Origin of the sequence: Komagataeibacter melaceti, from assembly GCF_003403295.1 — a bacterium.
GTDB classification, from domain to species: domain Bacteria; phylum Pseudomonadota; class Alphaproteobacteria; order Acetobacterales; family Acetobacteraceae; genus Komagataeibacter; species Komagataeibacter melaceti.
Genome location: NZ_QUWV01000077.1, coordinates 11,344 through 38,279 on the forward strand (window position 1 = coordinate 11,344; position 26,936 = coordinate 38,279).

The following is a 26,936-nucleotide window of genomic DNA, read 5'->3' on the forward strand; positions in this document are numbered from 1 at the left end:
AGAATATTGCCAACGGGCTGCTACCAGGCAACCGTGACGCAGGGCATTCGTGACATAGGGGAGTAGAGTACGCAAAATGGAGTTGCCTGCGCGTCTGTTCCTCTACAGTCATGAATTAGGTTACCTTCGAGTTTGGAAAGGTGACACACACACCAAATCCTCTGGCAGATCCTGTAAGTGGGGAACGTAAGCGCAGAGTAACGTCCATTTGGGTAGCGATATTACTGGCAATGGCGAGACCCAGGCCACTGCCATGATTACCGGTCCCGCCGCGCACGAATGGGCTAGTCAGCCGCTGGAATATGCCGGGTGGCAGCGCGGGGCAGTCATTGGTGATGTCGATTCCACCATCTGGTAGCACGGCCACCCGCACGGGCATATGGTGCCCTCCATGCAGCAGGGCGTTTTCAAGCAGGTTGCGCAACATGATGCCGGTCGCATCCATGTCACCATGTACGAATATGTGGTGAATCCCGTCTGGCGCGATGACAATGCCCTGCCCGTCACACGGATTATGCCCAAGATCATCGACAAGGACACGCACTACGGTCATCAGGTCGAAACGGTCGCGCCGGAAAGCGACGCCGGACGAGGCGCGGGAAAACTGCAGCAGTTTTTCCACCGTGCGGCCCAGCCTGCGGGTCCGGTCGGCAATGACCTCCACCCGCCGGCCCGTATCCGAACCCGCCGGCATCAGTCGGCCCAGCATCTGTACCTGCGCCAGAAGGGCTCCAAGCGGGTTACGCAGTTCATGCGCAGCGCTTGCGGCAAAGGCGCGCTCGGTAGAGAGCGCTGCCTCCAACCGCGCCAACAGCGTATTGATCGAGCGCTGGATGGAGACTAGTTCGTCAGGGAGATCAAGGGGGGGAATGGGCTGAAGGTTGCCGCTGCCACGTGCGCGCATCTCGTCATGCAGCAGGTCCAGCGGGCGCAGGGCGCGCCGCACGATCAGGCGCACCAGCCACCAGATCACCGGCATGAAAAGCAGCATGGGCACGACAGAGATCAGCATCGCGCGCCGGACGGCCTCGCGCCGGTGGAAGGTCGGTTCCCCCACAAGGACACGGTATTTCTCCGCCACGGGTGACGCGACATAAACGCGAAAATGCGGGACGTTGGCAAACCCGGTCCGCCAGTTGCTGACAAATGCGGTTTGCGGGGCATTCTGGGAACGCAGCACGACATGTCCACTCACGTCCACGACCTGATAGGCCAGTGTGCGCGGTCCGGCCTCGGGCAGCCAGGCGATGGATGACGCCGCACCCGGTTCGTGCAGTCGCGTGGCCACCGCCGTCTGCAATCGCTCGGCCACTTCCTGCAGCGAGTTATCCAGCCGTTCCGTCACCTCGTAGCGGGTAAATCCGCCCACGGCGATACTGAGGATCAGCAGCCCCAGAATAACGACCATAAGTACGCTGCTGATGATGCGGGTGGACAGGCTCCAGCTTTTCATGAGCCGTTCTTTCCATCCAGGCAGTAACCACGACCGCGTATGGTCCGGATCACGTTATTGCCCAGCTTGCGCCGCAGGCGGCTGATGAAGACCTCGACAGTATTGCTGTCCACTTCGCGATCCAGCGCATAAAGGACCGTGTCGATCTGCTGGCGCGAATAGATCCGGCCCGGACTGCGCGAGAGCAGTTCCATGATGCTCCATTCGCGCGCGGTCAGGTCCAGCCGCTCGCCATCACGCGTTACGGACCGGTTCTCCCGGTCTATCGTAATCTCTCCCACGCGGCAGTGCGCCTGCCTGCGCGGCGATGCATACCGGCGGGCTACCGCCGCAATGCGGGCCACGAGTTCATTCAGGTCATAGGGCTTGACGATATAATCATCCGCCCCTTCGGACAGACCCGCGATACGGTCACTGATCTGGTCTTCTGCCGTGGTGATGAGGATGGCGATGTCAGACGATGTCCGGCGGACCTCACGCAGCAGGTCGCGCCCGCTTCCATCGGGCAGGCCAAGGTCGAGCAGTATGAAATCATAATCCACCGTTGCCATGGCCGCGCGTGCGTCCTCCAGCGTCGTGAACCAGTCCACGGCATGCCCGTCCAGACCCACGCGCTCCTGCACCGCCACACCCAGATCGTATTCATCCTCGACAATAAGGATACGCATCAGTCCTGATCCTTTTCCCGCATGACCCGGGCATACAGTGATGGCAGCACAAGCAGGGTCAGCAACGTGGACGTGACCAGCCCGCCGATCACCACACTGGCCAGCGGGCGCTCGACTTCCGCGCCCGCACTTTCGGAAAACGCCATGGGAAAAAAGCCAAGGCTGGCGACAAGGGCTGTGGCCATGACGGGACGGAAGCGGGATTCCGCGGCCGCAAAGGCCGCCTGTGCCACGGCCATTCCCCGTGCCCGCAGGGCTGCGATCTCACTGACCAGCACCACGCCATTCAGGATCGCCACGCCAAACAGCGCGATGAAGCCGATCCCCGCCGAAATGCTGAACGGCATGCCGCGCAGCGTCAGCGCCACGATGCCGCCGGTTGCCGCCACCGGCAGGTTGACGAACACCAGCAGCGCGGGCCGCACCGCGCCAAACGCCACCACCAGCAGCGCAAAGATCAGGCCAAGGGCAACGGGCAGCACGATTTCCAGCCGCCTTGTGGCTGATTGCAGGTTACGGAACTGCCCGTCCCACTGCATGGTATATCCTGCGGGCAGTTTCACCTCCCGCGCCACACGGGCCTGCGCTTCGGCCACGTAACCGGCCAGGTCGCGCCCGCGCACATTGGCCTGCACCACCATGCGCCGGCGGACCCGGTCACGGCTTATGCGCGGCGGGCCATCGACTTCATGCACATGCGCCACCTGTGACAGCAGGACATTGCCCTGCCCGTCCATGCGCCGGACCTGCAGCGCGGCGACGGCGGCGGCAGATGTAACAGTGCGGGGGTCAAGACGCACCTGCGTGCCGATGATGGCATTGTTCACGATGACCGGCCTTGTACCGACATGCCCGCCAACCGCCTCCACCGTATCCAGAATGTCCTGCACCGCCACATTGCGGCTGGCGGCCTGCGTGCGGTCGATATCGGCGACGATCAGCGGTACGGTGCCATCACCCGCCGCCGCGACGTCTGCCGCTCCCTTCACCCCCGACATGGCTGCCACCACCCGGTCACCCAGATCGGCCAGCGTGGTCAGGTCATCGCCAAAGATCGACACCGCGATCTGCGTGCGCACGCCAGACAGCAGGTCGTCCATGCGCATCTGCACCGGCTGGCTCCACGAATACAGCGCATCGGGCAGTTCGCGCCGCAGGGTGTCATCCATCGCGGCCACAAGCCCCGCCTGCGTGCGGGCGGTCTTCCATGTAGAGGGCGGGTTGAGGAAGATGAAGCTGTCGGTCTCGTTCACGCCCATCGGGTCGGTCGGAATGGCGGATGTGCCGGTATTGCTGACCACGGAGCGCACTTCGGGAAAGCGGCGCAGGATCTGTTCCTGCTTCGTGACCGACGCCAGCACGGTGTCGAGCGAGGCCGAGGGCAGCCGCGTGGTGGTGACCGCCAGCGCCCCTTCATCAAGCTGGGGAATGAACTCACCGCCCAGCCTCATCGCAAGCCCCGCTGAAAGGGCCAGCACCACCAGCGTACCGCCAAACAGGATGCGTGGATGGGTTTCCCCCCATGTCACCATATGGGTATAGGGCCGGCGCAGGAAGGCAATCAGCCGCGTATCACCCGCAGGCCGCACGCCCCCCAGCGCAAGGGCGGCCAGAACGGGCACGCAGATGAAGCAGTACGCCAGCGACGCCAGCAGCGCCATGATGACCGTCTGCGCCATGGGGCGGAACATGTGCCCCTCGATCCCCTGCAGGGTCAGGATCGGCAGGTAGACCATGATGATGACCAGTATGGCAAACCCCACCGGGCGCATGACCTGCTGCACGGACGAGATGACCAGCGGGATGAATTCCGCTTCCGGTTCTTCCTCCCGCCGCGACAGCACATGTTCGATCACCACCAGCGAACCATCGACAATCATGCCGAAATCGATTGCGCCAAGGCTGAGCAGGTTGGCCGAGATACCGAACTGCCGCATGCCCGCCATCGCGCAGACAAGGGCAACCGGAATGACCGAGGCAATGACAAGGGCGGCCTGCCAGCTCCCGATCACCACCACCAGCACCCCCACCACCAGCACGGCGCCCATGACCAGGTTGTCACGCACGGTGGCGATGGTCTGCCCGGTCAGGGTGGCGCGGGTGTAATAGGGTTCGATCGTGACACCCATGGGCAGCGCCTGCCTGATGCCCGGCAGGGCGCGGTCGATCGCGGCAAGCGTTGCGTTGGAACTGGCCCCGCTTTCCATCATCACCACGCCGATCACGATCTCGCCCTGCCCGTCACGCGTTACCGCCCCCAGACGGGTGCGCGCGCCTGCGCGCACGCGGCCAAGATCGCGCAGCCGCACGGCGGACCCATCGGGGTTGGTGCGCACGGCAATGTTGCCAAAGTCGGCCAGGCTGCCGACCAGCCCGCGTCCGACCACGCTCTGCTGTTCGGCATGGTGCGTGATCCATCCGCCACCGGATGCCGCGTTGCCGGCATCCACCGCACGATAGACCTCGCCTACCGAAAGGTTGCTGCCGATCAGCCGCGCGGGGTCCAGCGTCACCTCATAGGTTTCTTCCGCCCCGCCATTGACGTTGACATCCACCACACCGGGTACAAGACGCATCTGCGGCACCACGGTCCAGTTCATGATGCGGTTGAGTTCCATGAGCGAACGCCCCGCGCCACGGATCTGGAACTGCATGATTTCGCCCATGCCAGTGGCCAGCGGCCCCATGCTGACGGTAATGCCGGGCACGGATATGTTTGAACGCGCCTGCTGTATGCGCTCGTTCACGCGGGTGCGGTCCAGGTTGATGTCGGTATCATCGGCAAACTGCACATACACCACCGAGACGCCGCCGCGCGATACGGAACGCAGGTCAGTCATGCCGGGGATTCCGGTCATGCTGGTCTCGACGGGAAAGGTGATGAGTTTTTCCACTTCCTCCGTCGCAAGGCCCGGCGCCACGACCGAGACGAGAACCTGCCGGGGCGAAATATCCGGCACCGCTTCCACCGGCAGGCCCAGGACAGTCATGATGCCCGCGGCCAGCAGCAGGCCAAGACCGCCCAGCACCAGCATGCGCGCGCGGATCAGGGTGGCAAGGTAGGCATGTGCCATCAGTCTGCATCCATTCCGGCCAGACCGATGACGGAACGCAGGGCAAAACTACCATGACCCACCACCGGCTCGCCCCCTTTCAGGCCGGAACGCAGCACTGCCTGTCGCCCGTCATCCAGTGCCACATCGACCACGACCGGCCGGTAATCCGTCGCGTTCACCCGCACGAACACGACGTTGTGCCCGTCAATCTGCTGGATGGCTTCGGACGGCACGACAAGACCCGCCACGCTGTCACGCTGGGCCAGTGCAGAATCCAGCACCATACCGGGCACCAGCGCGCCAGTGGGGTTGGACACACGGCTTATGACCCGGACCAGCCCGGTCAGGGAACTGGCCATCCCGTCCACCGTATCGATACGGGATGTAAACGGGCCGTCTGCCGTCTGCGTTACCTGCTGGCCGCCTGGTGCGATCCGTGCCGCCTGGTCTGGCGGGATGTCGGAAACAAGCCATATGCTGGACAGATCCGCGACGGTGGCCACATCCATGCTCGGGTCCACATCACCCGCCACTGACGTACCGATCACCTGCACCATGCCATTGACAGGGGAGATCAGGGTTGAGGTTTCATCTTCCGCGCCCTGACTGTCCTGCTCCGATGAGGAATTGAACTCCTCGGCAAAACGGTGGCCCAACGTGTCCACATCCGCCTGGCGTGCGCGCATGGTGGCATCCGCCTGTGCCAGCACGTCCTGCCTGCGGCGCAGTTCGGCCAATGATATGCTCTCGCCAGCCAGGGCCTTAGCCCGCTGCACCGCACCTGCCGCATCGGTCCGGGCCGCAATGGCGGCAGCAAGCGCTGCACGCATCTGAACCGCCTGCAGGCGCGCAACATGCAGGGAATGATCCTGATAGCGCACCAGCGCCTGCCCCCGCTGCACGGATGCGCCGGGCTGTACCAGTACTGCCAGCACCTTGCCACTGCCGGCGGGGTGGATATGCACGACCTGCGTCGTATCGGGCATGACCCGGCTCATGACCGGCAGCATGGGTGCCATACGACCCGGCGTGGCCGTGACGATGGTGACCCCTTCATTGGCAACCGCCGCCCCGTCCAGCTTCACGATCGGGGGCAGTGCCCCCTCCCCGGCATGGGCAGGCAGGGCGGGCAGGCCGAGAAGAAACAGGATGGAGGCAATCCGCTTCATGGCACAACACCTGTTGCAATCAGCATGCGGATGCTGGCGACATGCCATTCCACCTCAGCCCGGGCACTGGCCAGTCGGGTATTGGCGGCCGCCTGCCGGGCGGCAAGCGCCGTATCCACACCGGCTTCGCCTACCCGCCAGGCCCGTTCCTGCGCCTGGGCCCGCTTTTCCATATTCTCTGCGGCACTGCGGGTAGCCTGTCGTGCCGTGGTGGCCGCGATCAGGCGTTCACGCACGCGCATCATTTCCAGATGCACCATGCGCCGCGCCTGCGTTTCCTGACTGGTGGCCGTGGCCAGGCGGTTGCGGGCTTCGGACATGATGGGCGTGTTACGGACCTCGCTGGGCAGGGGGATGCTGAAATTCACGCCCACACGATCATCCCACGGGCTGCCGTACTGCTTTTCATGAATGGCGTCCACGCCGATTTCCGGGTTGGGCATGAACGAACGGCGCGCCAGTTTCATGTTCGCTTCGGCGGCTTCCACATTGCGGTGCGCGACCTTTATGCGGGGATCGTTGTCTTCCATGTCGCGCGGGCTGACAAAACGGGCCTGCGTCACGTCGCCGCCACCATAACGGCTCAGGTCAGGCACAACCGGGCGCCCCAGCAGCACCTCCAGGGCCGTAGTCGCGTTCTGCGCTTCCTCCTGTGCCAGGGCCAGTTCATCGCGCGCGTTCTCCATCGCCGCCTGCGCCACCTGCCCGTCGGTCGCGGCCAGTTCGCCCCCCTGCACCGCGCGCGTGGCGCTGGCGGCCATGCGCGCGGTCGCATCATACAGGGTGCGGGCCACATCCACCCGGCTGCGGGCGATCAGGGCGGCGGCGCCTGCATCAAGCACCCGGATGGACAGTGCCATGTGTTCGACATTGAGCTGTTCATCAATCGACGCGGCTTCCGCGCTGGCGACCTGTTTCGTGGCGCTGCCCTGCCCCGGCAGCCATAGCGGCACCGACACGCCGCCCTGATAGGTTGTATAGCCTTCGTTACTGCCCAGCATGTGGTCATCCATGTATTCACCCGACAGGGTCGGGCCGCCGGCAAACCATGACCCGGCAGCGCTGGCGCGGGCGCGGGCGGAATGATGGCCGACCTGAAGTTCGGTGCGGACGGGATCGATCGCCCAGGCCATGCCGACGGCTTCATGGAAGGATGGGCCAGGGCGGGCGTCCTGGGCCAGGGCCATCCATGGCAGGGCACAGGCCATGGCGATCGACACGATGGGGGGGATGGCGCGGTTCATGCTTCAGGCCATCATGGAATGGCGCGACCACCATGGCTGATCCGTTCGGCCAAATCGCTCCACAGTCGCGCCATCAGCAGATTGATCTCGGACGTGACCGAAAACGGGGACTGCGAACGCGCCAGGGGCGAAAGGGACATGCGTTCCCCGATGACAAAATGCCCCTGCGAGAACAGCCGGGCCGAAATCGCCCCCTGCTGCCCCTGCCCCATGGGCCTCGTAACGGAAATACGCAGGTGTGGCGGCGGGTCGGCAATGAGACCGAAGACATGCCGTTCAGCTTCATCAGAGGGGCACGCCACGCCCTGCAGCACGGCGTCACGCAGTACGGAATGGGGATAACCCCCATACATGCCATCTACATGCAAACGTATACCATGCCGGACCGTCATACATATGCCCTCTGTCCCATCATCCGCCCAAGCGGCCGACACCCCTAGGAAGAAAATACAGGCTGCATACAGACTATCCCGCACTATCCTTTGCATAATAAGCGTCTGTTCCCCGGCGTACATAAAGTTCCTGCCATCACGACGACGACTTTCTGACGGTAACAGAGAAACCTGACGTGAACCTGAACATCCGGTCTACAAAAGAAAATTTATATTATGAAAATGATTATCATTTCTATATTTAGAGTAAGCGATAATTTCATATGTGAATTTAAGGCTCTGTTAGAGCCTGAATTAGAAAGCGGTTTGATTGATTTGTCTCAGCACGCTGCAGATATGGACAATCATCAACTGTGCACAGGATAACGAGATTGGTGCCTCGACATGTTTCGTGAAACGGCGGCAGCGTCCGAGTCATACGAAGCGACGCTCCACGATCCAGCGTTTCGGCATGATGATGAAGCCTTCAGCCCGATCGCTGCGCTTGACGATCTCGATCGTCCGTCGGCCACGTTCGACCAGCACACCACGCAACTTCTCGCCAGCATATCCACCCTCACCAATCAGATGGCGCAGCCAAGCGAACAATGAGCGTATTTTGCTTGCTGCCGGCGGCGCACCGTTATGATCCTGAATGTCGGCGGGATGCACGACAGCTGCCACGACATGACACAGCGTGTCGGTCGAGATATGCCGCTCGCGACCCTTGATTTTTTTTGCTCGCGTCATAACCACAGCGGCCGCTGTTGTAGCGGTTTTAACCGACTGGCTGTCAATAACACCCACCGAAGGCGTGGCGTCTTGCCCACTTGTGCTGCTCTGCCACAGCTGGCTAGGCTCGTATCTCGGATTTGAGCATCTGTTAAAGTTCCTTGCTACGGACGGACATGATGCTGTCGTGCCCTCGGTACCCAGCTCTGCCTTTTTCAACCCGATCACCGGTATCATACATAGGCCCGCGTTGTGCAGCCGCACTCATATGCGGGCTGATGGCTCGTCTAGCCGGTACCCGGCGTTTTGAACGCTCATCGGCGTCAGGATAAGGCTCCAGACTCACCCCGCACCCAGACTGAAACAGGTGATTTCACACCCCTGCCCAATTAGAGTACAAAACCCGACCACAGCCCGGTGCCATTGCTAACGTATAGCAACCTACCGCCAGGAATGTGCTGGCAGCCGCAACCGAACGTGACCCTGTTCGGCTGTGCTGCACATCTCATGTTTCCGTTTTCTGGCGCAGAGGCCAACGTTGCCCTGTATGTCGGCGTAGAACGTGGTTGATCGCTCATCAGACAAGCGCATGCAGCGTCGAACCTACAACACATATTAAGAAGTCCGGCAGGACATGTTTGAATACATTGAAATGTTCGGGCTTCCCTGTTTTCCTCGGCCAGCCAGTAATCTGGCATGCTGACGAACTGCCTCAATTTCCTTTGCCGAGACCTTTCCTTTGAGCTTCGCGTTCCGCATCCGCCAGTCCAGACTTCTCACCTGATCAGAGAGGACCACACTGGCGGGTTTTACTACTACGGCTACTTCAAACGAATAGCCTTTGATTTTAGTGGTCATGGGGCAGCAAAGCGTCATCCCCGCTTTGGCATTATAACTTGCAGGGCTGAGAAGCACCGCAGGCCGATGCACAGCCCGTTTCCGCCCCGGCTGAGGGATCAAATTCCAACCAGACAATGTCGCCGCAGTCCGGAACCCACGTGACCTGCGATTTGGTGTTCACCAGCTTTCGTCACCTACAGACTGTCCAAAGTCAATTTCATCATGCCCGTTCAGATCGGTAATCCCGGCGACGAGATCTTCCAGTTTGAGCAGTGTGGCGCGAACTGGCGCAATGATAACTCGAACATCTTCCTCATGAACATTCATCATCTGATCATCCTGACGTTCGGGTGATGCCTGGCTGCCTTATGACAAAGCCGGATAGGCTGGGCTGATCAGTCAGACCTTGGCCCCTTTTGCTTTCGTGCCGGTCTTCCGTACCGCACGCGGTCTCGCTGAAGTCTTGGAACCCGGCGTTTTCTTTGGCGATGCCGCGGAAGATCCGGTTTCAGTTGCCGACGACCTGGATCGCTTCGAAATCGTTTTTTTGGGGGGTAATACAGCCTCTGCAGTGTCGACCAACACTTCTTTCGTCGCACTATCGACAGAAGGTGCTGCGGTTGCTTCGTCCACGGGAGCGGTCTGGGGCACCAAAACCTTACGTCCGAGACCCGCGTCTCGCGCCAGAGTCGCCCGCATTTTGGCATACTCCGGAGCAACCATGGGATAATCCATAGGAAGCTGCCACTTCTCTCGGTATTGCGTTGGCGTCATTCCGTACCTTGTCTGCAGGTGACGCTTGAGCATTTTGAGTTTTTTGCCATCTTCCAGACAGACGATGTAGTCAGGAAATACCGACTGCGCGACTGGAACTGCGGGTTGCTGGGCAGGGATGCTGCTGTTTTTCTGTGTGGCCGGTGTTGTTTCGCGGATAGCGGCGTAGACATCGCGGATAAACGCCGGGACATGTTCTGTCGGCAGAGAGGTATTGGTATTGCCGAGATGCGCTGCCACGATGTCGCTCATGGCAATTACAATTGCCGGGGATAGGTCGTCTGATTGGTCCATGATAAAGCCTCTCCGCTATATTTTTGCCGAATAACATTGCCGGAGTGTAAGTCTTTATGCAATCGGCAAAATATGGCGTATCGAAAGCTGAATTATATATTGCGGTACGTTGCCTACATCGATCACATTGCACCATGAACATCAAGTTTTACGCAAATTGTATGCGGCGGAGCCTGCCCCTGATTACGCTATCAGACGGCGTAGACTGGCTTATGCAGCGGGCCTTTCACGAAAACTACGGCTCACCTCAATGTCGATGATAAGTTTTTTAGTCCGAATATATCCACACACGAATTTTCCATGACGTGGTGAGCGGATACAGTATTTATCTCTATCACCTGTCTGATGATCACCCCGGGTTATCCTGCAGATAATGCTGCCAGTCATGACTGTGTAACGATATAGCCGCGTTTCAGGCGATAACGGATCATCGCGGTCAGAGCATTCACCGCAGCGCCTTCGTCGGGATAGAGATCCACGCGCTGGGTGCCAGCTGTCCCGATCCTGCCCCAGTTACGAACAAGTGCAGCACCACCGAACAGGTCGGGCTGAACTGACAGTCCGTAATACCGCCACTCATTGAAACTGGGTTGAATACGGCGCAACTGGACCGATAGCGGGAACAGTCCAAGTTGTATTGTTTTCCCTGGGGGAACGGCGCTCCTTGATCTTCTGGATGTCATATTGGTCCTGCGCATCGCATGATGCTAACATGATCTATTATCCAAGTACAGATATTCTGAACTTCTTTCAGCCTTTTGCAACTCCGCGTGGAGCATGCATGGATCATTTCCTACGATCTATGGGTCGGATGATACGATGCGGATGTCTTCCGATACGTCAATCATCCAGCACATTGGTGGTTGCCTCAAGCCATGACCCGGTCGAAGATGACGTAGAAGACGCTTTTTCTCGCCACTCAGGCGTGACTGCCCTTCGATCAGCCAGAAAGTGCAGGGCATGTTTCGAACATGCGTTGCCCGCAGAATATTGACGAAACACTTGGTAACAATAATGAGATATACGTTACAACAAGACGGAATCGTGTAGATTGAGCAGCCTGATCATGATTCCGTGGAGCCAGGTGACCAGATTAAATCACTACGGAAATCGTCAACAATAGCAAAGTATATCGGGTTATGCCGCTCCAGCGCTCCGTAAGAAACATGGCAACCGTGCACTGCGTTGCTTCAGTGTGTTCGTCTTGATCCGTGTGAGGATGATATGAAGTTTGATGAACTTCGCTCGCGTTTCGAGCTTATCGATGACGAACAATCCGGACAGCTATGTCTGACGCTGGTTCAGGCGATTTTAGCGCTGAGATGCAATATTGAATACATTGCTTCTCCAGCGAAAACATCAACTGCCAGGCGTGAGCAGGCAAGATCATTGCACCCCATTCTGGTGCTTTGCCACGAAAAAGGCCGTCAGTTGAAAGACGACCACCCGAATTCCCATTATTTGCAACTCCGCGTTGATATTCTTGTAAAAATGATAAGCGAGATGTCGGTCGAGGAGTTAGGAAGCGAAGCAGAAGATACGTTTATTCTCTCCCCGATCCCCCCCCCTTTTGAAAATCTCCTGTCTCGAGAAAGGGGAAACGACAAGGGATGATTTTTTAATCGCAGTCGCATGATCAGGGCGTACAGGACATAGGTATTGTCCGGAGTCCGCCATGCGCTGTTTCTACGTGTTGCCATTTCTCCTGCTCATGCACGCGCCAGCGCGAGGACAGCAATGCTCTGTGTCTACTCCGATTGAGTCCAGGAGCGACACCATAGGGCCGACCCTGGAACATGATGATAAAGGTAGGACCGATGCAGTCGCCCACCTTGGGATCGCAGGGGCCAACATCGAAAAACTACCCGATCTCCACGGGTTCGAAGCTGGCATCGCCCATACCCGGAACGAACTCCTCGTCTTTTTCGCTCCGGAAAGCCATGCAATCGTGCTTAGCGGCACGATGATTCCGGTACCCTACGACACCCTACGTTCACTGGCCGGGTCGCGCGCCCACGATCTCGCACCGGTCGATGGCATCAGGGGAATGTTTGTTCGGGCAGATAATCGTTTTCAGGTCGTCTATGCGACCCCGGATGGCAAGGCAGCAGTCGCGGCCCGGATGTGGGGTGCCGCTGGACAGGACATCACGAAAGACCAGATCAGGGGCATTCCTGGAGCCGTCCCAGAAATCAGTATCTCTGGCGCTTCATCCGACGCTAACGAACAGTCCGAGTTCCAGGGGCTCTCGGGAGGCCTTATAGGGATACCTTCCGCCCCGGAAGTCATCATGTTCATAGACCCGCAATGCATTTACTCGATGAAGGCGATGCATATCCTTCAGCCCGCAATCGATGCAGGGAAAGTTCGCCTGAAAATAGTCCCGCTGTCATTGCTTGATTACGAGGATAACGGCGCCAGTACCGTCAATGCGAGAGCCATGCTATCGCTCCCGGCAAACGAGATGGCACAAGCGTGGGTCAACGGTCGTCTAAACCCGGGATTGGCTGCACCTGAACCGGATAGTGGGGAGAAGCTTGCCCGTAATACCCGGATTGCACGGCAGATAGGGCTCACAGGGACACCAACGTTCGTCTGGATGCACCGCAATGGCGGGACCGGCCGGCTCGACGGCGTTCCCACGGATGTCGCCACATTTCTCACCTCGGTCTCGCAATGAAGACACGACAGGACCAGACCGGCCCGCGGCGTTTTTTTGAAAGAACGCGCAAGGTGGCCCGCGTGGTGATTGGCGACCCACGTACATTGGTCGCCTGGTCCGATGTAACAAGGAATGCCGCGCTGATTGAAGCCCTCGGGAAGGCATTACTGAAGCCTAAAGCCGGTATGCAGGGCCCGCGGGCGCCAGACGGTACCCCTATTGATATCGCCGCGGTCGCTGCCGAATACGGCGTCGAACCCCGCGTTGTGGCGATCTTACTCGATCAGAGACAGCATGAGACATACAGGCGGGCGCTTGCTGCCAGTATGCTCGCTGTTGTTCTGGTGCTTGGCTGGACCGGAGAAATGCTCCTTTCCCACTGGAAGGGCAGCCAACTCCTTGCTGCGCTGGAGTTCGCACCCTTCTGGACATTTCTGACACTCGTGGCGTTTCAGAACGCGTGGCTCAACTGGCAGATCCGCGAACGCCGCCTGGGTTCCGCCCGCCAATTTGTCGCCACCGCCGACAGCCTCATTCCACGCAGGCCGTAACCGCAAGTCCATCTGCTTTACGCTGGTGAATAGATAGGATTGGCGGAGCACTCAGAACGTGCCGGGTGGCGCGTTCTTGTCGCCGCCCTGAGCGCCTGTTGCCCAGGAGGCATGTTCGTAATCCTCGCGCCCCGACATCGCCCGTGGATCATCAGGCCGGACGATCGTACCGGCGCGATCGTACGTAGGGGGTGTCCAGATTACACGTGTCGATCCGTAGGCCACGTGCGGATCATAACGCGCATGCCTGGTCGGGGGAGCCTTTGGGCCATGCACATGTGCAGCAGACGACACGTTGCCAGCGCTGCATGCCGCAAGCCAGGGGGAGAGGACAAGAGGTAGAATGAGATGTTTCACGAATGGTCTCCCGCTTAGAGGAGACCATCCTGACAAAGTATCTTGCGACTAGGACTGCCGCTTTCTCCATTCATTTTCCATGGAAAGATAGCCCCAAATCCGTCGTTCCATGTTCTCGGCTTTAGTCTTCAGCATTGTATGGTCGTCGCTAAGTCGATGGTATTTATCGTGGGCTGCCGCAAGATCGCACGCCAGGCGTTTCTCTCGGTCCCCAGCAGCCTTAAGTTGAACTGCCTGCCGCGCAGTTGCTGCATCTGCGAGAGCGAGAGTGTCTTTCAGGTCTTTGATCTGAGCCTCCAGACCAGAAGCATATTCCCTAGATCTGAGCAGATGCTCCTCAAGTCTGTCAGATTCCGCGTTCTTCTGTCGCAGTAGACTTGTCATCTGCGAAAGCAGGTGAGCAAGTTCATCGGCTTCTGTCGGTCGCGCAGGCCGTCGGCCGTAAAGCGCACGTTGTATGGAGTTCCCCAACGTCTGTTCGTACTGGTGCGATGCACGTCCCAACATGAACGCTGCAGCCCCGCTCAGGCCACCACAGTTCGACATCTCAGTTCCTCCTGACCCTAAAGTCAGACGCTCTTTTTCATTGTTGTATCACTTATCAGGGCTCGAGCACCAGAAGATATGCCACCGTTGCCTTGTCCCGGCCCATTCTGATTATCTGCTTTATTTCCTGCCAGAGACTGCTGAATCGAGAGCAACGTGCCCGCCATACCGACAACGGCGGCGTCCCTGCTGAACTGGTCGATATCAACGCGATCCACGTCACCAAATCCGATCATCGCGGGAACCCGCTGGGGCAGGATCGAGATCATCCTGAATGAAATGAACGCCAGGGTGACGTGAATCATGACAAAAAGGCTGACCAGAACAATCATGCCGAGGAAGTTGCTGACAATCCAACCGTTTGACAGCACCAGTCCGGCCGCAATGCCGAAACACATGTGGATCAGCCACGACACTGAATCAAATATAAAATATCCGAGGAAAAGTCCGAACAGCATCAGTACCGGCCGGAAGATGACATTGAACAGAAGGGCATAACCCTGTTTTGCATGACCGTGCAGCCCCTCCCCGTTCATGGTCATATGCGCGAGCATCCACAGAGGTGCTGCAATCACGGATTCACAGACCATGATGAACCACCCAGCTACGGCAAACATCCACATGACAAACGGGATCATCGGGATGACGTAGGCAATGGTGAGGCCTGGCATAAGCATGGCAAAGCAGCCGCCGATAATCGGCGCGCCAAAAAAGTGCATCAGTGCGTGCCCGGCCCCTGCCGCTACGGCACCTTCTGGATTCCCGCTCAGAAGCGACAGCACGCCGATACCAACGGTCCCGGCCGTAGAAGAAAGGACCGACGCAGTGCCCATCGTGAGAAGGGCGGTCGTGATCATCCAGTTTCCAAGTGACATGAGATTGCCAAACGGATCCGTCCAGTAGCCGTTCGTCCCGGACGGCTCGATAAATCCGGTCACGATCTGCAGGGCGTAATCGTTCAGGTGCAAAGCGCGGAACAGCTGGTCGAGCACACCCGCACCGTCTCCACCCGGTATAGCGCCTGTGTACAGGTCGGCATTCCCGCCTGGCGCAGTCACGCCATCCTGCGTCGCAACCATGCTGTCAATGTTCTCCATAAAGGTGTCCGCAGACTGCACCAGGGGCGCAATGTCCGAGGCAAGATAGTTTCCGAGACCGGAATAGGATGGGGTGGTGATGGTTGGCGTTGCGGTCATGAGAGACAGGGTCTGGCCATTGAGGCGCGCGAATTCGAGATAGTAGGCTCCTGCGCCAGTCCACCCGAGATTATCCATCTGGTTGCTGGTGTTGACCGCATCTCCGTTCGTCGAAATCCCCCATTGGTGAAGCGCGAGCGTCTGATTGTTGACCGTGTCCTGAAGCTTCGACCGCAGTTGTGCCGCCTGCGTCGTGAGACGCGACGCATAATCGTTGGTGGCATTGACGATGATGGTCATGAGTGGGGCCAGGGACGCTGTCGTTTTCGTCTGCCAGTAATTCTCGGCCACCTGCGCAACCTGGCTGCGAATGTCGCCAAGGATCACGGAATCAAGGACCTGTTTTTGCATACCCGCCTGGTCGACCTGGAAACCGGCCAGATTCACCGCGTCAGTATTGGGCGCCTGCAGACTTACGGCCCCGCAAACTGGTGTCCCGTCCCCTGCGCCGGCTGCCATATTGTAAGAATAGTTGATGATTCCCATCTTCCCGCCGGTCACGGACAGGACGGTCTGCCCGGTCGGGGCTGCAATCAGGTTCGTGTTATTCGCAGCAATGTTAATAATGGCCCGGCAGAACTCATTTTTCACAAGACCGGTCACAATCCCCTTTGTGCCGGGAATAAGGGGCTGTGCGATGACCTTGCCGTCTGGTCCGATTGCCTGCTTCGCCTTGTCGTAGACGACCTTCGCCATACCGATGCCCCAGAGCGAGCCCTGCACGACAACGGCCTGCGCCGCATTGAAGCCGGTTGTCGGAAGCGGCCACATCAGGATGGCTGCAATCCCGATCCGCACAATCGACATGCTGGTCTGGTTGTTGCCAAGGAGTTGCGCTGTTTCTGCCCCCCGGTGGATGTTCATGAAGTAGATATAGCTTACGACCGCCATCGCAAATGCCATGACGAACCCGGAGAACCACCCGATCATGGTTCCTATCACGGTCGCCTCGTTGCCGATGCTGGGCGCGCTCGTATCCTGGCCGAAAACCGGGAATACGGACCGGATGACCTGCGCCGCCCAGTCACTGCCCGGATCAAGCAGGTCCCATGTCACGTTATAGCCCGTGCTGCTGGCTGCATCTTCCGAACCGGTCGCAACAACCGTCTGCGCTGCAGCGGACACGGTAAGAGCCGACAGAAACAGGAGCGGCAGGATGGCGAATACAGGGCGACGAAACGGCGTCATGGTTTGTCCTCCCAGCAGCACAGTCACGGCGCAGGACTGGCGGTGGGACCAGGATTCATCCGCGTCATGAAATCCGTCACCGCAGTCACAGCCTTGTGCATCATCTCGCGGGCCTTCTCGCTCATGTCTTCCAGCGCACTGGCCCCCTCTTTTTTTCCGGGCACTTCGGCAGCAGTCCTGCCAATCTCGGCATCGATCTGGGTGAAGCGCTGCGTCACACTGCCGGGCATTCCCATGCGCTGGCCTGTTGCCTCGGCGGCTTCCCTTCCCTTTCCGTAGGCTTCGAGTTTGCTGGTGACATTCTCCAGTTGCGCCGCAAATGCCTGGTTATTCTGTTTCTCCGTCACAAACTGGCTATGCAGATCGGCATACCGACCACCAGCCTTCATCTCCGACAACACACCGGCAACACCGTCAGGATCGCCCTTTCCTGCATCTGAGATCGCCGCCATGATCGAGGAAGCTGGTCGCTCCCTGAGGTCACGCAGGGCCTCCACCGCCTGCTTTCCCAGACGTTCGGTCGCCTCCAGGCTCTTTGCGTCACGCGCGTTGTGCAGCCGGGTGCTGAAATCGACGGCCTTTTCCATCCACGATGATGCCGGGTTCGCAGGCTGGTTATCAATGCGCGAGGCAATCGCTTCCGCAAGGCGGGCAAATCCGCCACCGCGAATAACCTTGACGTCCTCCTGATCCTTGGCCGCCGCGTTCGTTTCCCGCGTGTTCGCTGCCGCCTTTTCCTTTGTGCCGCTGGCATCCATCGTCGATCGGCTTTCCGGCGCATCTTTTGCCGGACCTGTCTGTTTCTCTCGAAAATCCTTCTGAGGATCCGTCGTATGGGTCCGTCCGGGCTGGCTGCTGGCTGACTGCTCCGGTCCTGGCGGGGTACCCTCCCCCGGGGACGCCATTCCTCGGGTTTTGCACGGCTGACCTTTCTCATCGTGCGCAGACCCAGCCGCATGGTCATGCCCTGGCGCTGGCTGGTGCCCTGGTTCGGGAAAGACGGTCGCCCTCAGGTTCTCGATGGTGTGCGCGATGTCCGGGTGGTCTGGATCCTGACGTCCTTCAACCAGTTCGCTGGCAAGTGTCCGGATTGCGTTTACTTCTGGCTGCTGAAGGCGATGCGTTTCACGCATCATCGCAGCGACCACAGGTTCGTTCAGACCTGGGTAATGCGCTGCGCGCTCTGTCATCTCGGTGCGGAGAGGATGCTCCTTTTCGAGCGTCGGTCCCAAAAGACGCTCTACATCCTGCACGGCGTATGCGATGCGCGTACGGAAACCGGGATCATTATGGACGTCAGGCTCGCGGGATTCCTGCCGCAGCCGATCATATGCGGCGGCCTGCCCGGGTGCCTGCTTCCTGTATTCGGACTGCACGCGATCAAGGGTTTTCAGCACATCCTCGATATCGCCGGTTTTCTGCTGGGCCTCAGACATGGCAAACCTCTAGGGATTGATCGTGGGGGAAGGCATCGGTGTCAGGCCGTCCTTGAAGGCGACCTCTTCTTCCTGCGCAACCCGGGCAGCTCCCATGGTCGCCAGGTAGAGCCCGAGACGGTAGTTCTGCAGCGCAAGGTAATTGGACTGCGCCATCTCGGTGGCAACTTCGCGCATGACGGACGCGGGAGGCATTGCCTGGAGCGAGGCGTTCCAGCTTACGCTGGAGACCCTGCGATTGACTTCCAGCGCCATGGCCTGCAGCCATGACGCCTTGTCGAGCGGTGCGAGCCCCTCGGCCGTCATTTCGGCCTTCTGGTCCTGCGTCAGCGTGACGGACGGAACGCCAAGAGATGTGACGTAGCCCGTGACCCAACGGGCGAGAGACATACGGCTGTTGTATGACCGCCGCCGCGTTGCGGCCTCACGTCCGCGAAGGCTGGATAGTTGCTCGCCACGCAGGGCCGCCGGTGCTACCGGCTGGATGAGCGTGGTCGCATAATCATTGGCTGCATCCACTGCGCCATCCGCAGACAGGGTATCGGCGCCGAACAGACTGGCGGCACGCTGGTCGGCGTTCGGCAGCCGGGACACGGAAGAGCAGAGCCCCTGCGCCACGTCGTCGGATGAACAGTAGCGCTTGAGGTGCAGGGACATATTCGCATCCGTGCCCTGTGACTTGCCGTAATAGGAGGGCGTCCCCTGACCTGCCTCACCACGCGGATCGCTCACGGTCGCAATGGCATACACCGCGGATCGAGCCGCTTTGGACGCGGCCACGGTGGACTGCTGGGCATCAAGGCCCGCGCAGAATTCCGGATTCATCATATGCTCGTCCCGGATTCCGGTTTCCTGCTGACGCCGTAGAAATCCGGCCATCGCCGCGTCCTGGGCATCCATAAGTTGCGACTGTGCACCGACCTGGGCTTTCGCATAATTGGCAACCTGCGTGAAACCCTTCGTCAGGAGAGACGCCACGGAATTCGGGTTTGTAAGGCTACTGAGATTTGAATCGATGCTGTCCGTCAGGTTTTTCGTCATCGTATTGAGGGCGTTGCCCGTGAACGCCTGGAGAAGCTTGATCGCGGCAACGACCGCAGCATCACTGAAAAGCGCGTATGCCGGACGCGGCGTGACTGCCAGCACGCAGACGCACGAAGCGGCACCAATGGCAACCATCTGCAGCCTGCGCATCAGAACACTCCGTCCACGAGATTGCTCAGGCTGTATCCGGTCGGAAGCTGGGGAGAGCCGTTGATATACAGGTCAGTCGTACCGCTCGACGTCCCCGCAATGGCGGTCGCAATTGGCGGACCACCACCACCGAAGCTCAGGCTCGGGCACATGAGTCCGCTACTCGAGGCAAAACCGAGCCCCAGGTTAACGCCTGACAGACTGAGTCCACATTGGGTCGACCCCATGGCGTTACCCCATGCCGCCTGTGCGGCCTGACAGACCTGGCCGCCTATCTGGCCCTCGACGGCCTGCAGGAGGGCTGCGGGGTCAAGGCCGTTCGTGATGAGATTCAGTCCGGTGCCGTTGAAAAAATTGCTCAGGCAGGACAGGCCGTTGACGCTATCCGGCTGCTTTTCATAGGCGTCGTTGGCCTGGACGCGTTCGTTTACGGCTGTTGCCGCCGCCTGGGTCAGGGCGGCGCAGCCGACGCTTCCCGTAGATGTCGTGGCACCAGAGGTGCCTGATGACGTGGTCTGCGCATGCCCCTGTATCGATACAAGAGCGGCAGCCACTGACAACAGGACACGGAAGCGCAGACGGATCATGCGGCCTCCTGACGTGTAGCCGGACGCGTCACAGCCTCCAGCAGGGCAATCCTTTCCGGAGCAAGAAGGCGATGAAGCGCCTGGCGCCTGCTTTCCGAAATCACGCCCCGTCCAAAAGGGCTGTCCGGCGACAACAGGTCCCTGCGGCCGCGCAGATAGGGGATCAGCGCGTCAAGGGAGTTGACCAGATCAGGCCATTCATGCGGCGCGACACCGGCGAGGACGGCGTGCCAGGCCGTCCTCGCTGCCATATCATTGTCCAACATCGCGATGACGTCTTCTCCGCCCCTGATGCGCCAGATCTCGCCGAGCGCATCCAGTGCAAGGGCAACATTGGGCATCGGGGAAGGAGGCCCGGATTTCTGGACGGATGAGGGCTTGTTCATGGAACCTTCCTCGGGTGATTACGACGAAGGTGTCGGGCCATCATGCGACCGGTCAGCGAATTCGACGTCGGACCGCGACTTTATTATGACCAACATCAATGACGTCGCCCGCCTGGGCTACCGTGGTCGCCAGAACCTTGTTCCATTCCCGGCCGCCCTGCCAGTCAACAGGAACGTTGGTGTTCACGTCCGCCGCGAACACGACACGCACCCCATGCGGAACGATCTGGCGTATGGCGAAGCCAAGTGGAACCTGCTTTCCGTATCCACTGGCGATATGGAAATATCGACGGGCTGGAACATTCCCGGATGTTCGAGGATCCGTACCAGTGCCCGGCAATACGCCCGGCCCTTCCTGATCAGCGTCTCCCGATGGGGGTAAGGTCTCCCCGCCAGTTGTCCCCGTTGACGGCAACGTCAATGCCGGCCGGGGCGGAGTTTCCGGAGAGGTCGTCTGGACCAGATGAAACGCGGCAGGTGTGACAGATATGGGGCCAGAGGCCAGCGCCATAACCACGGCAGGCATAACAGGCATATGAGTGTCTCCATCAAGCTCTCCTGACCAGAGCAGCGGCCTTTGCGACCTCAGACACCTTTTTTGCGGGCTCCAACTCGACTATCATGACGTTCCGTCACGGCTGATCCCCTGTCAGGACGCGGCCAGTCGATATCTTCTGGATGTTGGAAGCTTCTTTTGCTGAGGAAAATGCCCGTCGTGAGAGTAAACGAAAATGTCCCATGACAATGGCAAGATGCAAGCCGAGGCTTTATTCGCATCCGGCCAATTATATAGAGACATCGGGGAAATCATTTATGACAGGCGGACTGCGCTTGACTGGACGCAGGTGCACCTCGCCAAACTGGCACGGTTGAATGTATCGGTCATACGGAGCATCGAAGCAGGTCGTCCGGTTTCCCTGGAAACATTATCGGCGCTGCTACGGGTATTCGAGATAGATCCGCGCGATATTCTTCCGCAAGGTGCACCGGAAGGAACATGGTTTGCCCATCTGGATCTGGTAGCATCCGCCACGCAGCTGAAAAAGACCATGAAGCAGTGTTCGGACTACAATCTGGCAATCCAGAAATTACGCGACATTATTGGCAATATTTCAAAGACGTTTAACCTGCCGGAAATACCGGCCAGATTGCCGATCGATCATTATTCACACAGTGTCGCCTTCACCTCGGGGGAACGGCAGGACCTCCTTGAGATATTTGGGCGCAGGATTCAGATCTTCAGGACGCTTCAGGGGGCAACAGCGAGCCAGATCGCCCATAAATCACACGTTTCCCTGACCAGCCTGAGCCTGATCGAAGCAGGGCTGAGAAATCCAAGCCTTGAAACGGTTTATCGCATTGCCGAAGGACTGTCCGTCTCCGTTTATTACCTGATCCCGGGAATACACGACGACGCAGACCTTTTGCGTTCCCTGGACATGACCGCGTGGGCAATGTCCGCGCAATCACAACTCGAAGCCCTCGCTGATCTCGAGTCCATTATTGGTCACCTCGACGATATCGCAAACCACTGACCGGGTGCATGAAGGTATGGAGACTGTCAGGAAAGGGGTCTCCTTTCTTATGGCAGCCCCTGTGCCTTGGGCTGTCCATTCCAGGTGATGTGCCCCGGCGGATCACCAACGTGGACCAGAAACCGCGTCTGGAGTCATATTGGCGCGTTCTGCGCTATTTATTTCTTGACGGTTATATAACGCTTAAGAGATATTATTCCCAAAACACGTAGCCTATCCCGAAAACGCGATGACGAGGGCATACCGCCATGAAGTCAGCATCGTTCGGCCAGGTCATAAAACACGGTCTGTTTACATGGCTTCAGACCTATCCCACGCCAGAAATGACACGCGCCCTCTATGCCAGGCTGTGCGACGAGGTCCTTGTAGCGACAATGCTTACCCTGACAGTGCAGGAGGTAAAGGAGTCAGTCGCGCAATGGGCCGACCGACCCCAGAATGTTTTTTATGCAGCGCCTGCACGCAGGGGAGCATGGACAAGGACCCAGTTGCTCATCCTTGGCCAACGCTGGCTCTGTGGTGATAAAACCGCCGACATAGCCGAGATGGTTGGCCGCTCGGCCGGGAGCGTGCGTGCAAAAAGAAAGCAGCTTGGCCTGCCACCGCGCTTCAGGCTCTCAAAAATACAGGCGGAGACCATACTTGCCGAAAAGCGGAGTGCCATTCCCGCAGATCCCGAAGCTGTCCTGACATGGGAACAGGCCTCCCTGCTTCCTCATGAAGCCCGGCGGGGACGGACATGGCTTGTCAGGAACAGCCTCAACAGGCTGACCCTCACAGGACATAAGGGAGGAGACAAGGTACGGTGGCACGAGGCCGCCAACATTGAAATCGCCTACCGCCATTTTGCATTTCAGAACCCGCGTGAAATTGCGCGGGACTTCCTTATTTCGGAAAGCGCGCTGAAATCCCAAAGCTGCTGGGAGCAGCTTCCGCCACGACGCGGCGCCAAAGTGCCCTGGTTCATTCATGCGAGGGCCGAATATTATATCGGCGAACACCAGTACATCCGGCGGGAATGCCTTTGCAAGAGCGGATGCTTTTTCTGGACCACCCGCAAGGGTGGTGACCGGGTCAGCAGACGATACCGCCGCAGCATTGCCGCCACGCATGGCATTGCCGCCTGAGTAGTGCCGGGAACCGTCAAAGAAAAAACGTGCCGGTCGCAAGATAGACTTCCAGCCTGCTCACATCACCGTCGGGAAATGAGAGTAGAGTGATGACCACCTTTTTTCATGCCCCCGTAAGGGAGGCGCGCCATGCGGCTGTTTAATTCCGCAGTAACCAGGCGCCTTACCGACCCCGACTTTCAGGGGATTGTTGTAGACAGATCACTGCTGCTCAACATCGCACTGGCGGGCGTGGTCATCGTGTTCGCGGCGCACGACGCCTATATCCGTGCACACCCGCCCACACCCCTCTATTTCTACGTTGACGGCCAGAACGCTCCCCGACCGGCCGTTGCACTCACCAGTCCGGTACTTGGCCAGGACCAGCTTCTCGGCTGGGCCGTCAAATGGGCGATCGCACCCTACAACATCAACTATCGTGATTTTCCAACCCAGATGAACACCGCGGGCGCTCACTACACGCTCAACGGATGGAACACCTTTGCAAAGTCTTTCATTACGCAGGGGAATCTGGCGAAACTCAGGGATGCAAAACTGCTCTGTTACGCGCAGCCGACACGGGCCGCGACCGTACGCGCCGAGACTGTCGTGCAGGGACATTCGCGCTACGTAATACAGTTCCCTTTCATCCAGACCTGCGAAAACGTCAACCAGCAGAATACGCAAATGCTGATGGCAACCGTGACGATTGATCGCGTGGAGGACCTGGATCACCCGGATGGACTGGCCATCGAACAGCTTGTCGTCTCGTCGGGTAGGGAGTGACAACCGTGCGAATTCTTTCTCTCTTTCCGCTGACCCTGTCCATCCTGCCACTTGCGGCACTCGCACAGCAGCCATCACAGCCCGGGCCTGCGGCAACGACACCTGCAGACGATCAGGATCAGGCAGCCGAAGATGAGGCCGAGCATGAGGCCATTCCTTTCACGCCCGAAGAAATCCTTCGGCTGGGGGAACGCCTGAAGGACGTGCGTCGTGCCACGGAGCAGGTCGGCACGGAATTCGCGACCCCTAATGCGCGCCCGGCGATCCGTGTCTCCTTTGCGCCTGGTCAGCAGACAAGCCTGATCTTTACGACAAAAGGCTATCCGACCGCATTGTCCTTCGTGGACAGCACGGGACAGCCCTGGCCGATCGCATGGAATACGTCTGGCAATTCCGCCAACCCGGACGGCAGCACGAACTGTGCTTCCGGCAAAAGCGGCGCGTCGGCCGGGAATCCTGCGGTTGAGACAACAGGTTTCTATACCTGCGTCCCGTTCAAGGGCTCCAATACCATCAATATCGAACCGATGTCGCTCCAGCCCAGAGGTGGACTGCTCGTAACGCTTCAGAACGCGCCAAAGCCGGTCTCCTTCCTGTTGATCGCGGGACGTGGATCCTACGATGACAACCTGACCGTTCGCATGTCCGAGGGAGGCCCCAATGCCCGGGAGCCGGTCGACAGCCGCCCCGGAGTACCCGCGACAGGCGAGCCCTACATGAACGCCATGCTAAGCGGCATTCCACCAGCGTCAGCCGTTCCTCTGGCCGTCGAGGGTATTTCACCCGATGACGTGCGCGCCTGGCGGATTGGAAACGAGGTCTATCTTCGCACGCGCCTTCATCTCATGACGCCCTCCTCGGACAGCATGGAGCAGGGTGAAGGGGGATACACGCTCTATGCCTTCCATGAGTCCCCCGTTGTCCTTCTCTCCGATGCGGGACGGACGGTCTCGGCCCATATCAGGGACGCACAGTGATGAAACCCAGATTTAACCAGCTGTTCAGTGATGCGTCGCGGGGCGGAAACCGACGTCTGCTCGCAATCCTTGGGAGTATCGGCACCGTTCTTGGCGTCACGCTACTCATCTCCACCATCCACCGTAAGGAGCTTCCACGCTCGGACCCCGGCAGGCCGCCTGCCGCCAACCCCCTGCCCGGCGGCCTGAATTCCAATCCGCGTCAGCAGGAACTCCGCGAAGATCAGATCCGCGACGAGGCAGACCGGGCACAAACTGCGGGACAGTCGTATTCACCTGATATTGCGCCGGGCACGCTCACCCATCCCGACGACAAGCCTCCCCCGCCCGCGGTCGCCCAGGAGGTCGGGGCGGACGCCAACCCGGCGATGGCCAAGGCCGCCGCAGCGCCAGCCCCGCACGCGCCTGAGGTCGTACCAAGCGTTCCCGTCGTACCAGTGCAGACGGATGCAGCCTTCCGTGCTGCCATGCCACGTGACCCGCAGCTCCAGAAAGACGCCATCACCGCATACAGACATGCGATCATGGATCTCGCGGGCCGTCTTGATGGACGCTTTCCGGTCACAAATGTCCTGTATGAAAAGACGCAAACCGAGAGGGAACAGCCAAAAAAACCGGTGGTCTCCCCTTCAATAACTTCGGCGGCGACAGCAAATTCCCAGACGGCCCTCTCCCGCGTCCTTGTTCCTGCCGGGCGGGGGATTTACGCCCATACGGTTTCAGCAACCAACAGCGATCTCGGGGGAGAAATCATCCTGGAAGCTGATTCAGGTCCACTCGCTGGCGACAGGATGAAAGCATCCGTCAGAAGGGCCGGGGGACATCTGAACAGGCTGGTTGTCCGCGTTGATCAGGTCTTCCATAAGAATGATCCGACCCCGATCCAGGTCGAAGGTATGGTGGTTGCGCCGGACACCATGGAAGCTGCGGTGGCCTCAAGCGTTGACCAGCTATACGTTGAGCGCTTTGTTCTTCCCGCCGCAGCCGCCTTTGTCCAAGGGCTCGGGCAGGCGATCGAGATGACGTCGAACACGACCGGTTCGATCGGAGCCCTCGGCAACGTCAACTACGTCCAGTCACTGAATTTTCCGCAACAACTGGGCGTGGCGGCCGGTGCAGCGGCCTCGCAGGTCAACAGCGCGCTCATGCAGCAGATGCCGACCCAGCCGCGCGTAAATCTTGCCGCTCAGGTCAGTGTTGGCGTGATCTTCATGTCGGACGTCGTCATGAAGAAGTAAGTTTTCGGGCACCGGTCGCATGATATCGGCGAATTCTGCACTCTCTACCAGAAGGCAGCATTCACCATGACCTCAGCCGCAACCGCAACGACGTCCCGGGATCCGTTCAGCGCGGATCGCGGCATTGAACCTGTTCCGTTTCGCAAGCTGGGCACGACGCCCGAGCCTGACCCTTCGCCTGAACCGGACACAATTGCCGAGCCTCTCTCTCCTCACCCGCAACCTGTGACAGCAGCACCTGACAGAAACCGACCCGTTCCACATGCAATAGCCCTTTTCAGGGCGCTTCCGCGCCGCAGGCAGGTCATCATCGCGGGTACTGCCGTCGGCAGTCTGCTCTCCCTCTTCCTCGTGATGGGCATAACAAAGAGGCAGGCGTCTCCCGTGGGCCAGGAAGTCGGAATGATTTCCGCCCCGCTACCGGCAGGCCCCAAAGCGTCTCCAGCGCCAGGGCACTCACCTACATCATTGCCATCACCCCCGGCACCTCAGGTCTCGGCTACAGATGAGGATCTCAAGGCACTCCTTGCGATGAAAAAGCCGCCCCATCCCGCCGACCCAATACCGGCAACTCCGTCGGCTGAGAA

The 26,936-nt window shown here is 59.4% G+C and carries 25 protein-coding genes and 1 pseudogene; 9 read left to right on the forward strand and 17 right to left on the reverse strand.

The window, feature by feature from the left end:
* Positions 1–115: 115 nt before the first annotated feature.
* The 11 genes and pseudogenes from DY926_RS09715 to DY926_RS09760 form a co-directional block, all read right to left on the reverse strand.
* The gene (locus tag DY926_RS09715; RefSeq protein WP_014106854.1) at positions 116–1,453 is read right to left on the reverse strand and encodes a histidine kinase dimerization/phospho-acceptor domain-containing protein; all 1,338 of its coding nucleotides are present in this window, start codon (positions 1,451–1,453) and stop codon (positions 116–118) included.
* The gene (locus DY926_RS09720) at positions 1,450–2,121 is read right to left on the reverse strand and encodes a response regulator transcription factor (RefSeq protein WP_116703192.1); all 672 of its coding nucleotides are present in this window, start codon (positions 2,119–2,121) and stop codon (positions 1,450–1,452) included. Before DY926_RS09720 ends, DY926_RS09715 begins: the two co-directional genes overlap by 4 nt.
* Positions 2,121–5,195 (reverse strand): efflux RND transporter permease subunit, encoded by a 3,075-nt coding sequence (locus DY926_RS09725; RefSeq protein WP_116703193.1) that lies wholly within the window; start codon positions 5,193–5,195, stop codon positions 2,121–2,123. Before DY926_RS09725 ends, DY926_RS09720 begins: the two co-directional genes overlap by 1 nt.
* Positions 5,195–6,346 carry an efflux RND transporter periplasmic adaptor subunit gene (locus DY926_RS09730; RefSeq protein WP_116703194.1) on the reverse strand — a complete coding sequence of 384 codons (1,152 nt, stop codon included), beginning with the start codon at positions 6,344–6,346 and terminating at the stop codon, positions 5,195–5,197. Before DY926_RS09730 ends, DY926_RS09725 begins: the two co-directional genes overlap by 1 nt.
* Positions 6,343–7,590 (reverse strand): TolC family protein, encoded by a 1,248-nt coding sequence (locus DY926_RS09735; protein ID WP_019092071.1) that lies wholly within the window; start codon positions 7,588–7,590, stop codon positions 6,343–6,345. Before DY926_RS09735 ends, DY926_RS09730 begins: the two co-directional genes overlap by 4 nt.
* Positions 7,591–7,601: 11 nt before the next feature.
* Complete coding sequence (locus DY926_RS09740; RefSeq protein WP_370664434.1) at positions 7,602–8,078, reverse strand: hypothetical protein; 477 nt, start codon at positions 8,076–8,078, stop codon at positions 7,602–7,604.
* Positions 8,079–8,276: 198 nt separating this feature from the next.
* Positions 8,277–8,789, reverse strand: a pseudogene (locus tag DY926_RS09745) (transposase); the annotation flags it as partial.
* 519 nt (positions 8,790–9,308) lie between these two features.
* Positions 9,309–9,623 carry a type II toxin-antitoxin system PemK/MazF family toxin gene (locus DY926_RS09750; protein WP_338034328.1) on the reverse strand — a complete coding sequence of 105 codons (315 nt, stop codon included), beginning with the start codon at positions 9,621–9,623 and terminating at the stop codon, positions 9,309–9,311.
* 87 nt (positions 9,624–9,710) lie between these two features.
* A complete protein-coding gene (locus tag DY926_RS17535; protein WP_053323998.1) occupies positions 9,711–9,863 on the reverse strand; it encodes an AbrB/MazE/SpoVT family DNA-binding domain-containing protein in 153 nt (50 codons plus the stop codon).
* Between the two features lie 69 nt (positions 9,864–9,932).
* Complete coding sequence (locus DY926_RS09755; protein WP_241503148.1) at positions 9,933–10,559, reverse strand: MucR family transcriptional regulator; 627 nt, start codon at positions 10,557–10,559, stop codon at positions 9,933–9,935.
* A 425-nt stretch (positions 10,560–10,984) separates the two neighbouring features.
* A complete protein-coding gene (locus tag DY926_RS09760; RefSeq protein WP_110569789.1) occupies positions 10,985–11,284 on the reverse strand; it encodes a WGR domain-containing protein in 300 nt (99 codons plus the stop codon).
* Between the two features lie 541 nt (positions 11,285–11,825).
* Between DY926_RS09760 and DY926_RS09765 the strand changes: the two genes are divergently transcribed.
* The 3 genes from DY926_RS09765 to DY926_RS09775 all read left to right on the forward strand — a co-directional run bounded on the left by DY926_RS09765 (position 11,826) and on the right by DY926_RS09775 (position 13,814).
* Entirely contained in the window at positions 11,826–12,215 is a 390-nt protein-coding gene (locus DY926_RS09765; protein WP_116703196.1) for a hypothetical protein, read from the forward strand.
* Between the two features lie 61 nt (positions 12,216–12,276).
* Positions 12,277–13,281: a thiol:disulfide interchange protein gene (locus DY926_RS09770; protein ID WP_186336129.1), complete on the forward strand. Its 1,005-nt coding sequence runs from the start codon at positions 12,277–12,279 to the stop codon at positions 13,279–13,281.
* Complete coding sequence (locus DY926_RS09775) at positions 13,278–13,814, forward strand: hypothetical protein (RefSeq protein ID WP_110569791.1); 537 nt, start codon at positions 13,278–13,280, stop codon at positions 13,812–13,814. The genes DY926_RS09770 and DY926_RS09775 overlap by 4 nt, the downstream gene beginning before the upstream one ends.
* A 405-nt stretch (positions 13,815–14,219) precedes the next feature.
* Here DY926_RS09775 and DY926_RS09785 read toward each other — a convergent pair whose 3' ends face one another.
* From DY926_RS09785 to DY926_RS09810, 6 genes are read right to left on the reverse strand one after another with little or no spacing between them, the layout of a single operon-like run.
* Entirely contained in the window at positions 14,220–14,717 is a 498-nt protein-coding gene (locus DY926_RS09785) for a hypothetical protein (RefSeq protein ID WP_112209948.1), read from the reverse strand.
* A 23-nt stretch (positions 14,718–14,740) separates the two neighbouring features.
* Positions 14,741–17,101 (reverse strand): DotA/TraY family protein, encoded by a 2,361-nt coding sequence (locus tag DY926_RS09790; RefSeq protein ID WP_116703197.1) that lies wholly within the window; start codon positions 17,099–17,101, stop codon positions 14,741–14,743.
* Positions 17,102–17,124: 23 nt separating this feature from the next.
* On the reverse strand, positions 17,125–18,537 hold the full coding sequence (locus DY926_RS09795) for a hypothetical protein (protein ID WP_116703198.1): 1,413 nt from the start codon (positions 18,535–18,537) through the stop codon (positions 17,125–17,127).
* A 9-nt stretch (positions 18,538–18,546) separates the two neighbouring features.
* Positions 18,547–19,731: a hypothetical protein gene (locus tag DY926_RS09800; protein WP_116703199.1), complete on the reverse strand. Its 1,185-nt coding sequence runs from the start codon at positions 19,729–19,731 to the stop codon at positions 18,547–18,549.
* On the reverse strand, positions 19,731–20,318 hold the full coding sequence (locus DY926_RS09805; protein ID WP_116703200.1) for a hypothetical protein: 588 nt from the start codon (positions 20,316–20,318) through the stop codon (positions 19,731–19,733). Before DY926_RS09805 ends, DY926_RS09800 begins: the two co-directional genes overlap by 1 nt.
* The gene (locus tag DY926_RS09810) at positions 20,315–20,704 is read right to left on the reverse strand and encodes a hypothetical protein (protein WP_241503149.1); all 390 of its coding nucleotides are present in this window, start codon (positions 20,702–20,704) and stop codon (positions 20,315–20,317) included. Before DY926_RS09810 ends, DY926_RS09805 begins: the two co-directional genes overlap by 4 nt.
* On the opposite strand from DY926_RS09810, the gene DY926_RS09815 reads away from it, so the two are divergent.
* The 6 genes from DY926_RS09815 (at position 20,703) to DY926_RS09840 (ending at position 26,349) form a co-directional block, all read left to right on the forward strand.
* Entirely contained in the window at positions 20,703–21,086 is a 384-nt protein-coding gene (locus DY926_RS09815) for a hypothetical protein (RefSeq protein WP_116703202.1), read from the forward strand. The genes DY926_RS09810 and DY926_RS09815 overlap by 2 nt on opposite strands.
* A 349-nt stretch (positions 21,087–21,435) precedes the next feature.
* Positions 21,436–22,239, forward strand: coding sequence for a helix-turn-helix domain-containing protein (locus DY926_RS09820; RefSeq protein WP_087608991.1), 804 nt, complete (start codon positions 21,436–21,438; stop codon positions 22,237–22,239).
* A gap of 488 nt (positions 22,240–22,727) precedes the next feature.
* Positions 22,728–23,366, forward strand: coding sequence for a hypothetical protein (locus DY926_RS09825; protein WP_241503150.1), 639 nt, complete (start codon positions 22,728–22,730; stop codon positions 23,364–23,366).
* Positions 23,367–23,498: 132 nt separating this feature from the next.
* Positions 23,499–24,134 (forward strand): DotI/IcmL/TraM family protein, encoded by a 636-nt coding sequence (locus tag DY926_RS09830; RefSeq protein ID WP_010515538.1) that lies wholly within the window; start codon positions 23,499–23,501, stop codon positions 24,132–24,134.
* Positions 24,131–25,111 (forward strand): DotH/IcmK family type IV secretion protein, encoded by a 981-nt coding sequence (locus DY926_RS09835; RefSeq protein WP_113596178.1) that lies wholly within the window; start codon positions 24,131–24,133, stop codon positions 25,109–25,111. The genes DY926_RS09830 and DY926_RS09835 overlap by 4 nt, the downstream gene beginning before the upstream one ends.
* On the forward strand, positions 25,111–26,349 hold the full coding sequence (locus DY926_RS09840) for a DotG/IcmE/VirB10 family protein (protein ID WP_116703203.1): 1,239 nt from the start codon (positions 25,111–25,113) through the stop codon (positions 26,347–26,349). The genes DY926_RS09835 and DY926_RS09840 overlap by 1 nt, the downstream gene beginning before the upstream one ends.
* The last annotated feature ends 587 nt before the right edge of the window (positions 26,350–26,936 follow it).